At 53.4% G+C, this 8,626-nt stretch carries 10 protein-coding genes and 1 pseudogene; 3 read left to right on the forward strand and 8 right to left on the reverse strand.

Annotated features, from left to right (window positions below):
- Positions 1 to 85: 85 nt before the first annotated feature.
- A complete protein-coding gene (locus ACIGEK_RS22285) occupies positions 86 to 1,114 on the reverse strand; it encodes an IS30 family transposase (protein WP_397495415.1) in 1,029 nt (342 codons plus the stop codon).
- An 88-nt stretch (positions 1,115 to 1,202) separates the two neighbouring features.
- On the opposite strand from ACIGEK_RS22285, the gene ACIGEK_RS22290 reads away from it, so the two are divergent.
- A complete protein-coding gene (locus tag ACIGEK_RS22290) occupies positions 1,203 to 1,775 on the forward strand; it encodes a hypothetical protein (protein ID WP_397495416.1) in 573 nt (190 codons plus the stop codon).
- 217 nt (positions 1,776 to 1,992) lie between these two features.
- Here ACIGEK_RS22290 and ACIGEK_RS22295 read toward each other — a convergent pair whose 3' ends face one another.
- Together ACIGEK_RS22295 and ACIGEK_RS22300 are read right to left on the reverse strand one after the other, a co-directional pair.
- On the reverse strand, positions 1,993 to 3,366 hold the full coding sequence (locus ACIGEK_RS22295; protein WP_397495417.1) for a heavy metal sensor histidine kinase: 1,374 nt from the start codon (positions 3,364 to 3,366) through the stop codon (positions 1,993 to 1,995).
- Positions 3,363 to 4,034, reverse strand: coding sequence for a heavy metal response regulator transcription factor (locus ACIGEK_RS22300; RefSeq protein WP_397495418.1), 672 nt, complete (start codon positions 4,032 to 4,034; stop codon positions 3,363 to 3,365). Before ACIGEK_RS22300 ends, ACIGEK_RS22295 begins: the two co-directional genes overlap by 4 nt.
- A 146-nt stretch (positions 4,035 to 4,180) precedes the next feature.
- Here ACIGEK_RS22300 and ACIGEK_RS22305 point away from each other — a divergent pair, with 146 nt between their 5' ends.
- Together ACIGEK_RS22305 and uraH are read left to right on the forward strand one after the other, a co-directional pair.
- A complete protein-coding gene (locus ACIGEK_RS22305; RefSeq protein WP_397495419.1) occupies positions 4,181 to 4,684 on the forward strand; it encodes a heme-binding protein in 504 nt (167 codons plus the stop codon).
- Positions 4,685 to 4,697: 13 nt separating this feature from the next.
- On the forward strand, positions 4,698 to 5,108 hold the full coding sequence (uraH, locus tag ACIGEK_RS22310) for a hydroxyisourate hydrolase (RefSeq protein ID WP_397495420.1): 411 nt from the start codon (positions 4,698 to 4,700) through the stop codon (positions 5,106 to 5,108).
- A 252-nt stretch (positions 5,109 to 5,360) separates the two neighbouring features.
- On the opposite strand, the pseudogene ACIGEK_RS22315 reads toward uraH, so the two are convergent.
- From ACIGEK_RS22315 to ACIGEK_RS22335, 5 genes and pseudogenes are all read right to left on the reverse strand, one after another.
- Positions 5,361 to 5,942: pseudogene (locus ACIGEK_RS22315) on the reverse strand (IS5 family transposase).
- Positions 5,943 to 6,010: 68 nt separating this feature from the next.
- On the reverse strand, positions 6,011 to 6,334 hold the full coding sequence (locus ACIGEK_RS22320; RefSeq protein WP_397495422.1) for a transposase: 324 nt from the start codon (positions 6,332 to 6,334) through the stop codon (positions 6,011 to 6,013).
- A gap of 154 nt (positions 6,335 to 6,488) precedes the next feature.
- Positions 6,489 to 7,124 (reverse strand): hypothetical protein, encoded by a 636-nt coding sequence (locus ACIGEK_RS22325; RefSeq protein ID WP_397495423.1) that lies wholly within the window; start codon positions 7,122 to 7,124, stop codon positions 6,489 to 6,491.
- Between the two features lie 178 nt (positions 7,125 to 7,302).
- Positions 7,303 to 7,815: a hypothetical protein gene (locus ACIGEK_RS22330; RefSeq protein ID WP_397495424.1), complete on the reverse strand. Its 513-nt coding sequence runs from the start codon at positions 7,813 to 7,815 to the stop codon at positions 7,303 to 7,305.
- 256 nt (positions 7,816 to 8,071) lie between these two features.
- A complete protein-coding gene (locus ACIGEK_RS22335) occupies positions 8,072 to 8,587 on the reverse strand; it encodes a hypothetical protein (protein WP_397495425.1) in 516 nt (171 codons plus the stop codon).
- Between the last annotated feature and the right edge of the window lie 39 nt (positions 8,588 to 8,626).

An 8,626-nucleotide genomic window follows, 5' to 3' on the forward strand; every position in this document is an offset into this window, starting at 1 on the left:
TGTCAGACACGAACCCTGCGCGGTGCCTGCAGCGGCTAAAAACACTGAAATAAGCGGGCGGTTACAGGAGCTGAGTGCAACACGGTTATTGAATTGAGGTGGGTGCATCATGTTGCATCGCCATGGCCTTTTGCATCACCTCGCCCATAACTTCTATGGGGCACTTGAAGTCGAAGCGCTTACGCGGTCGCATATTCAGTTGCAGCGCGATGGCATCCAGTTCCTCCTGGCTGTGTACCGACAGGTCTGTGCCCTTAGGCAAATACTGGCGGATCAGGCCGTTGATGTTCTCGTTGCTGCCGCGCTGCCAAGGGCTATGCGGGTCACAGAAGAAGATCGCCACGCCGGTTCTCTGGGTGATCTCGGCGTGTCGCGCCATCTCTCGCCCTTGGTCGTAGGTCATACTCTTGCGCATCGCCAGCGGCATGCGATTAAGCGCGGCACTGAAGCCTTCCATCGCCGAGGTTGCCGTCGCGTCGTTCATCTTCACCAACATCAAGTAGCCACTGGTTCGCTCTACCAGAGTGCCGACGGACGAGGCATTAGCCTTGCCCTTGATCAAGTCGCCTTCCCAATGCCCCGGCATCAGGCGGTCCTCGATCTCCGGCGGGCGCACATGAATGCTAACCATCTCCGGGATCTGCCCGCGCCGATCAACGCCGCCAGAGCGAGGCCTACGTGTCGTCTTACTTTGACGCAGGCAGATGATCAGCTCCTTGCGCAGTTCGCCGACCGGCAAAGCATAGATCGCGTTATAGATCGTCTCGCGACAGACGTAGGCATCTCTGAGGCTGGGTATGTTCATGCTGCGCAGCTTGCCGGCAATCTGCTCGGGAGACAAACGTTCACGAAGCATGTGAGTCACCAGCTCGAAACGCTCGGTACCTAGCAGCAACTTGCGCTTGGGGCAGCAGACGTGGCGACGGTCCCTCATGTACTGCTGGGCGTTACGGGCCGAGTAGTCGCCGCAAGCATCCCGGTTGCGGCGCAGCTCACGGCTGATAGTCGAGGGCGATCTGTTGATCAGGCGAGCAATCCCGCGCTGCCTGAAGCCTTGGGCTTGACCGATTTGAATGGTGACGCGCTCTTCAACGCTGAGTTCGGAATAAGACATAGGGGAAACACCGTACCGGAGAGGTCAGGTGTTGCACTCAGTTTTTGCGGCCGCCCTCCTTTAGCTGCGCAGCCAGGAAGGACAGCCAGTGATTTCTATCGGCGACATCTACAACCAAGACATCAATTTTCTGTTCGGGTCGGGCGCATCGTTCGGCCTCCTTCCGACCCTTCAATTGGAGGTTCAGACCGGTGAGGGCGACTCTCGCTTTACTCTAGAAGACTTGGCCACCAAGTTTGAACGTGAGAAAGATCGGCGTCTGATCCCGCTGTTTATGCACTACTACGCCACTTGCATACGTCCCGCCGAGCAACTCAGCCTGGAACAGGCGTTAGCCGGGGAGCCAGGCGCTACGGTTATCAAGAACTACCACACATTCCTAACTACAGCACTTGAAATGGTGAAGCGCCGCAAAGCGCTGGATCGGCGCTGCAATGTGTTCACAACTAACTATGACGGCTGTTTCCCACTAGTGGCTGACGCGCTTATTAAAGAGGGCAACATTGACTTCGTGCTGAATGACGGCGCGCGAGGATTCACGCGGCGCATTCTACGGGCCCGAAACTTCGGGTCTTACCTTTGCCAGGCCGACGTCTTTGGGCGCCATCAGAACAGCATCCCTCAGATCAACCTCATCAATTTGCATGGGTCGGTCTACTAGAGCAAGTTGGATGCTGCGATTAAGGTTGGCTACGACCTGTCTGGCCGCGAAGGCCTGCTGGATGACGGCGCGATGGAGTTACTGCAACCATTTTCGGTGGCACTTAACAATCCCGCATCAACACTTGCCGACGTGCCAGACACAGACTTTTCCGATGCAGAGCTGGAAGCAAGATACATACTTTAGAGATGTGCCTACAAAAGACGTAACGATTCAATCACTCAGATAGACCCAGCGGGAAAACCAGCATGAAGGCCGTGCCCAATTGGCTACTGGTGACACTGACTTTTCCCCCATGGGCTTGCATGATTGAGCGCACTATTGCCAACCCAAGCCCACCCGAATCATCGGGCTGGTTGCGCGAAGGATCACACCGATAAAACCGCTCGAAAAGATGTGGCAGGTGTTCGGCAGCAATCACATCACCCTGGTTATGCACACTGATCTCCAGACATTCCGCCGCAACCCTGGAACTGATCGTCACCGGCGTATCAGATGCGGCATATCGCAGCGCATTTGCCAGCAGGTTGGCCAGCGCCCGGCGTAATAAATCCGGTTCAGCCTCCAACGTGCCGCAGGCCAAATTGATCAGCTGAATGCCCCGCTCCTGCGCCATACCTTCGAAATATTCGCAGAGCTGTTCAACCACGCACTGCAGATCGACAGATTCGCGCTTGATCGACGATTTTGGCTGCTCAGTACGCGCCAAGAACAACATGCTGTCGATCATCCGAGCCAGGCGTTCGTACTCCTCCTGATTGGAGACCAGCAGATTCTGGTACTCCTCGGTCGAGCGACTGCGATCAAGCGCCTGCTGGGTCTGCCCCATCAGGTTGCTCAGTGGCGTACGCATCTCGTGCGCTAGGTCTTCAGAGAAACGCGAAAGCTGGGCGAAGCCCTGTTCCAAGCGACCAAGCATCTGGTTGAGTGCATGGCTCAACGCACTCAATTCGCGGACATCCCTGAACGGCTCCAGGCGTACATGCAGGTGCCGCGCATCAATAGTGGCGGCGCGTGTCGCCAGCTGACGCACAGGCTTAAGGCCACGCTGGCTTACCAGCCAGCCGAGCAGAAACGCCAACAACGCCCCCACCGTCACGGCCAGCAAGACTTTCCAGCGATAGGCACTGAGCATCTGCTCGCGTTCACCGAGGTACTTGCCCGCAATCAGGGTAAGGCGGCTCCCGGCAATCGATATATCGACCCAGGCAAGGCGCAGTGCTGGATTATCCGGGCTGTCTGCAAGCCTTGGCGCGGGCGCCGGCCAGAGGCTCGGGAATGGCAAGGCCAGCGGGTTGATTTCGATCAGGCGCTCGCCTGTGTTGTCGATAATCCACAGCAGGTTATCGCGATTGCCCAGCATGTTTTCGTAAAGCTGGGGGCGGGCGCGCAGTGACTCGATACTCTCACTGTCACCGATAAGCGCCTGCATCCGCTGCAGACGGCCAAGCAGTGCCTGGTCATCACGCCAAGCGATTTCGCGCTGCAACGAGTGGTACAGGTAAAGCCCCACTGCGCCCAGCAGCAGGGAGCTGACCAGGGCGAACATCAGAGCCAGTTGCAGGCTCAGCGTGCGCGGCCAAAGGCTCATCTTTGGGCATCCAGCATGTAGCCCATACCACGCACGGTGTGAATCAGCTTGATCGGATAGGGATCATCGACCTTGGCCCGCAAGCGCCGAATAGCGACGTCCACAACATTGGTATCGCTATCAAAATTCATCTGCCAGACATGAGAGGCAATCAGCGCTCGTGACAGCACCTCACCCTCGCGGCTGAGCAACAGGTGCAGCAGCGCGAACTCCTTATTGGTGAGCGTCAGACGCTCGCCACTGCGGGTGACCCTGCGTTTGAGCAAGTCCAGATGCAGATCGGCCACCTGAAACTGCTCCGCCTCTCGGGGTGGTCCGCGGCGCAGCAAGGTGCGCACACGAGCCAGCAACTCTGCGTAAGAAAAGGGTTTGATCAGGTAATCATCGGCACCCAGTTCAAGCCCTTTGACGCGGTCTTCGATTGCATCTCGCGCCGTCAGGAAGAGCACAGGCGTTGGCGATTTTCGCCGGATGATCTGCAGTAATTGCCAGCCGTCCAAACCGGGCAGCATGACGTCGAGGATGATCAGATCAAACTCGCTTTCCTGCACCAGGTGCTGGCCATCCAAGCCATTCAAGGCGACTTCAACCATATAGCCGGACTCACCCAGGCCCTTGCGCAGGTAATCCGCCGTCTTTACTTCGTCTTCAACCACCAGGATACGCATCAAGTCCTCCAGCACAGGCGCATAGCCTAGGCCGATAAGCCGCTTCGTCCCATTACAAATTCGTAATGTGCAGGCAATCAGTCTGAGCGCAACGCTTGTGCAGTATGGCCGGCAACTGCTCAGCCGAGCTTGGAACGGGAGGACTTATGCAAATCGGAAAACGCTTCACCACGTCATGCCTGGCGCTGGCCATAGCTTCAAGTGCCGTGTGGGCCGAGACTCCAAAGGTTGCCCAGCGTGCGGATGTCACCCTGGCCATGGCCAATCAACTTCTGGGCGCCACCTTGGCAGCCTGTCATGCAGACGGCCGAACCGGCGTAGCGGCGGTCGTCGACCGCGGCGGCAACCTGGTCGCCGTGCAGCGCGATGACAATGTCGGGCCACACAACACCCTGGCCGCGCAGCGCAAGGCTTTTACCGCCCTGTCAACGAAGACAGCTACGGGCCTGCTGGCAGAGCGTGCGCGCAGCAATCCAGAAGCTGAAAACCTCAACACCCTCGATGAGCTGCTGCTGTTAGGCGGTGGCGTACCGCTGAAGGTGGGTGACGAAGTTATCGGTGCCATCGGCGTTGCCGGGGCCGGTGGTGGCCAGATCGATGAAGGCTGCGCGCTGAAAGCCATTGCACAGGTTATACCCACCCTCAAGTAATCAGGAGATCACCATGATTACACTGAAAACACTTTTCGCAGGCGCCGTACTGAGTGCACTTTCCTCTGCAGCTTTTGCGGCAGATAATCCACTGAGCGTCCATGTGCTGAATCTGCAGGACGGCCTTCCCTCCCCTGGCGTAAGTGTGACCCTAGAAAAGCAGGACGGTGAGGACTGGAGCAAGCTGAACACCGGCACCACCAATGAGCAGGGCCGCATCACTGCGCTTTATCCGGAAGACAAAACGCTGGACAAAGGGACTTATCGCGTCACCTTCAAAACAGGTGAATGGTTCAAGAGTCATCAGGCGGCAACTTTCTTTCCCGAGGTGCCGGTGATTTTCGAAGCGGATGGCAGTGTGCCTCACTACCATATTCCGCTGTTGCTCAGCCCTTATGGCTTCTCAACGTACCGCGGTAACTAAATTATTGAGTTAGCTTTACGCCCGTTTCGCGGGGTAAAGCATTAACTTCGAGCAACTACTGGAGATTACCTGTCGATTTAAACATGTGACGAACGCTAATGTCTAAGGAAGGTCTGAAGTAGTCATGTATTTGTGGCTGACTTTAGACCCCGCCGATTTTGGAAGCGGCAAACCGATCAAAAACGATCAGATCACCTGTTTATTTCAGTGTTTCTGGCCGCCGCGATAACCTCGCAGCGGCCATTTCCCAAATTACAGGCGCACCTCTCGCGCATTCGTCAGCAAATATCGGCGTGTCATCCACAGGTTCGACAGCGCGAACAGTGTCACCAGCTGTGACGTGTTCTTCGCCAGACCTCGGAAGCGTGCCCTTACATAGCCGAACTGACGCTTGAACACCCGGAACGGATGCTCGACCTTGGCACGCACCTGAGCCTTGGCTTTCTCGATCTTGCGCTTGGTTTTGTACAGCGCCCTACGCTTACTCAGCTTCTTGTACGTACTACGACGGGCCGCGGTCTGCCAGATCACCTCACGGCCTTCATGTTCCGGGCGCTTCTCTACGCCGGCATAACCCGCATCGGCCCCACCATGTTTTCCTCACCGTGCAGCAGCGACCTGGGTAGCGTCTGCAACGTTGGCTGCCGCACCGACCACGCTGTGCACCAGGCCCGATTCGTCATCGACGCCGATGTGAGCCTTCATGCCGAAGTAGTACTGGTTGCCCTTCTTGGTCGGGTGCATTTCCGAGTCACGCTTAGCGTCCTTGTTCTTGGTCGAACTCGACGCATTGATCAGCGTGGCATCGACGATGGTGCCTTGGAGCAATGACACACCGCGGTCACCCAAATAGCCATTGATGAGGCCAGGCTGCCCGCAGCCAGTTCGTGTTTCTCTAGCAATCAGCGGAAGTTGAGGATGGTGCTTTCATCGAGGATGCGATCCAGGTTCAGGCCCGCAAAATGCCGCAAAATGGTGGTCTCGCACAGCGACTCTTCCATCGCCGGATAGCTGTAGCCAAACCAGTTTTGCATCAGATGTACGCGCAGCATCGCCATCAATGGATAGGCCTGACGACCACCTTCCCCCTTCGGGCAATGTGGCTCAATCCACGCAATAAAGCCGTCCCATGGGACCACCTGATCCATCTCGATCAGGAAACGCTCACGACGGGTTTGTTTACGCTTACCGGCATACTCAGCTTCGGCGAAGGAGATCTGCTTCATCAGGCTACTCGGAAAACGGGATGGGTATATTTGACCAGATACAGCAAGTACTATTCAGAGTTTGCCTAAAGAATAGCGCGGGCACAAATGCTCAAACAGCTGCCCGAGCGCAAGCACTGGATTTCCAATTCCAACCAAAATCGCCATTTAGAACTCAGGAAAATGTCAACTTATTGTTAGACGCACGACCAGAGAGGCCCTTAGCTGGAATAATCAAGCCTTTGCATTTATCAGAAGTAAATGTGTACTGTGTAGAATCCGCGTAGCGATGAACATAACTTGTAGAAACCTCGCCAAGATACCCAGTTACACGTATATGACTATAACCAATGTGCTTCAGCGCCTCCTTGAGTCTGCAAGCAAAGGAATCACCCCCTCCCACACCACTGTCACATGCGTACAAACTGATGTTCACAAAATCTTTATGTAACTCCTCTTTTTCCATAAGCATGGCCAGCTCTGCAGGCGTGTAGAATTTACATAAACCAGAGCCTCGAGTGACGCCAAGGTGTGATGCTATTGTCTTGCCCGGCGATGATATACCATGGAGTAAAACATACAACTTATCACCTGCTGTTAAAGACCCAAGGCAGCCGCCAAAAATACCTCTATAGATGCCCTTGCCAGGGCCAGATTTAAACGGATTATTAAGAATCGTATAAGTGGTTTTATTTTTTGCTAGGCGCCCGCTATTCCATTGTGCAGCCATGCCCTTTAAACCGAGCGATCCCACTTGGTTGTTAGCAGGAAAAAAATTTGTACTTACAGGCAACCAGATATATCCAGCCATATGAGCAATTACCGAGGAGTGAGTAGCGAGTAGTATTTATGCTATTAATTCATGTTTAGGCTTATATAAGTGCCACTGAGGAGCATCAAAGAACTCGTCAAATTCGACCTCTCTATCCTTGGTATAAAGCCTTATATTCTGTCTAACGACAGATAAGCTCCTCATTCGGTAGTTATATCTAATTTCTGCTGCGGTAACGCACCGCCCCCCGCACCCCAGACTTAGTTGCAATGTCGTGCAGAGCTGGCAACAAATTATCCACAATGAAATGCACAGTGCATCCGCGATTAAATATCTGAAAGTAGATACCTAGCTTACTGGTTCTTCCCCAGACTTTATTTGCTAGTGACTGAGAGCTAATAGGTATAGTAGAAAGCCCCCTGAAAATATCTGTTTTAACTGATAGCTGTTTAAACTCCATGCCTCGCTGACCATCATTCAAATCATGACATATCTCTGTGCCCATTCTCCAGCGACCGACAACTGGAACCGCACCAAAAACAGCATTCGTCAATACATTCTGTACAAGAATATTATCTTTCCCACCGATCTTGCACCTAAACCCTTTAGCAATAAGTTTATTTAGCGCAGGAGCAGTATCAATTGAAAGCCCATATACTATACCTCCAGGCTTGAAGTTATTTTTAAGCTGAGTGTATTTTTCACGATCTCCAAAACAGCAAATCCGCATTAATACTTCCTGTCTATTTTAAGTGGAAAAAGCCCAGCACATAAATTATAAACCAGTTGGAATTTAGCTCTTGTTACGCAGGCAAGACCTATACATATTATAGAAGATTAAATTATTCAAAACAACTTACCCATCAACAATACTTAAAAATTGCAAAGCCCCAATCTTCCTAAAAAATTCAATACCGTGATTTTGCCAAAATCGCTCCGAATTCTGTGCTGAACAGAGCGTTTAACTTGCTCGCTGTATTCAGAAATCAATCATATTTACGAAGGCATCTCCGCAGGTACGACGGAGCGACGGCTCGGCGGGATAACAAAATGGAATTATTGGCATGCTCTTGTCTTTGCTCCTGTTCTGCATAGGCAGCTTGATTTTTTATTATACGGTCGTACCACAAAGTACGCTGTACGACTACCCCATCGCTAGCCATTGGGCCACCGAAAAAGCTCGACCCCATATTTATGGATGCCTCTCTTACGTTCAAAAACTCGCGAGCCTTGATGAGTCGACGCGGCACACACATATCAAATCGCATCATCCAATCGTCGAAATGACCATAGAAGCCCTCCCCAAAAAACTGTCCTGCCGAGGGATCAATAATAATTGCCTGACCGCCTATGCTCGCAACGATCGCGTAGTGATTGGCCGGCACACGATCAGAAAGTCCACTCCACATAAGTAATGCGATTACTCGATGCGTTACTTGGTGCTGATTAAGGAAGGTCTGAATTAGCCCCGACTTCTTCAGCTGTTTTTCTCGACTACTCAAAAAAACAGCGCCTCAATCGAAAATCGGGCTAGTTTCCAC

This window comes from Pseudomonas sp. NPDC079086 (assembly GCF_044542155.1).
In the GTDB taxonomy this organism is placed as follows: domain Bacteria; phylum Pseudomonadota; class Gammaproteobacteria; order Pseudomonadales; family Pseudomonadaceae; genus Aquipseudomonas.

What these genes read in the sequence shown, in the direction of transcription:
- ACIGEK_RS22330 (WP_397495424.1), bottom strand. Translation starts at nt 7,815, where the DNA reads ATGCGGATTTGCTGTTTTGGAGATCGTGAAAAATACACTCAGCTTAAA.
- ACIGEK_RS22320 (WP_397495422.1), bottom strand. Translation starts at nt 6,334, where the DNA reads ATGAAGCAGATCTCCTTCGCCGAAGCTGAGTATGCCGGTAAGCGTAAA.
- ACIGEK_RS22295 (WP_397495417.1), bottom strand. Translation starts at nt 3,366, where the DNA reads ATGAGCCTTTGGCCGCGCACGCTGAGCCTGCAACTGGCTCTGATGTTC.
- uraH (WP_397495420.1), top strand. Translation starts at nt 4,698, where the DNA reads ATGATTACACTGAAAACACTTTTCGCAGGCGCCGTACTGAGTGCACTT.
- ACIGEK_RS22300 (WP_397495418.1), bottom strand. Translation starts at nt 4,034, where the DNA reads ATGCGTATCCTGGTGGTTGAAGACGAAGTAAAGACGGCGGATTACCTG.
- ACIGEK_RS22305 (WP_397495419.1), top strand. Translation starts at nt 4,181, where the DNA reads ATGCAAATCGGAAAACGCTTCACCACGTCATGCCTGGCGCTGGCCATA.
- ACIGEK_RS22285 (WP_397495415.1), bottom strand. Translation starts at nt 1,114, where the DNA reads ATGTCTTATTCCGAACTCAGCGTTGAAGAGCGCGTCACCATTCAAATC.
- ACIGEK_RS22325 (WP_397495423.1), bottom strand. Translation starts at nt 7,124, where the DNA reads ATGGCTGGATATATCTGGTTGCCTGTAAGTACAAATTTTTTTCCTGCT.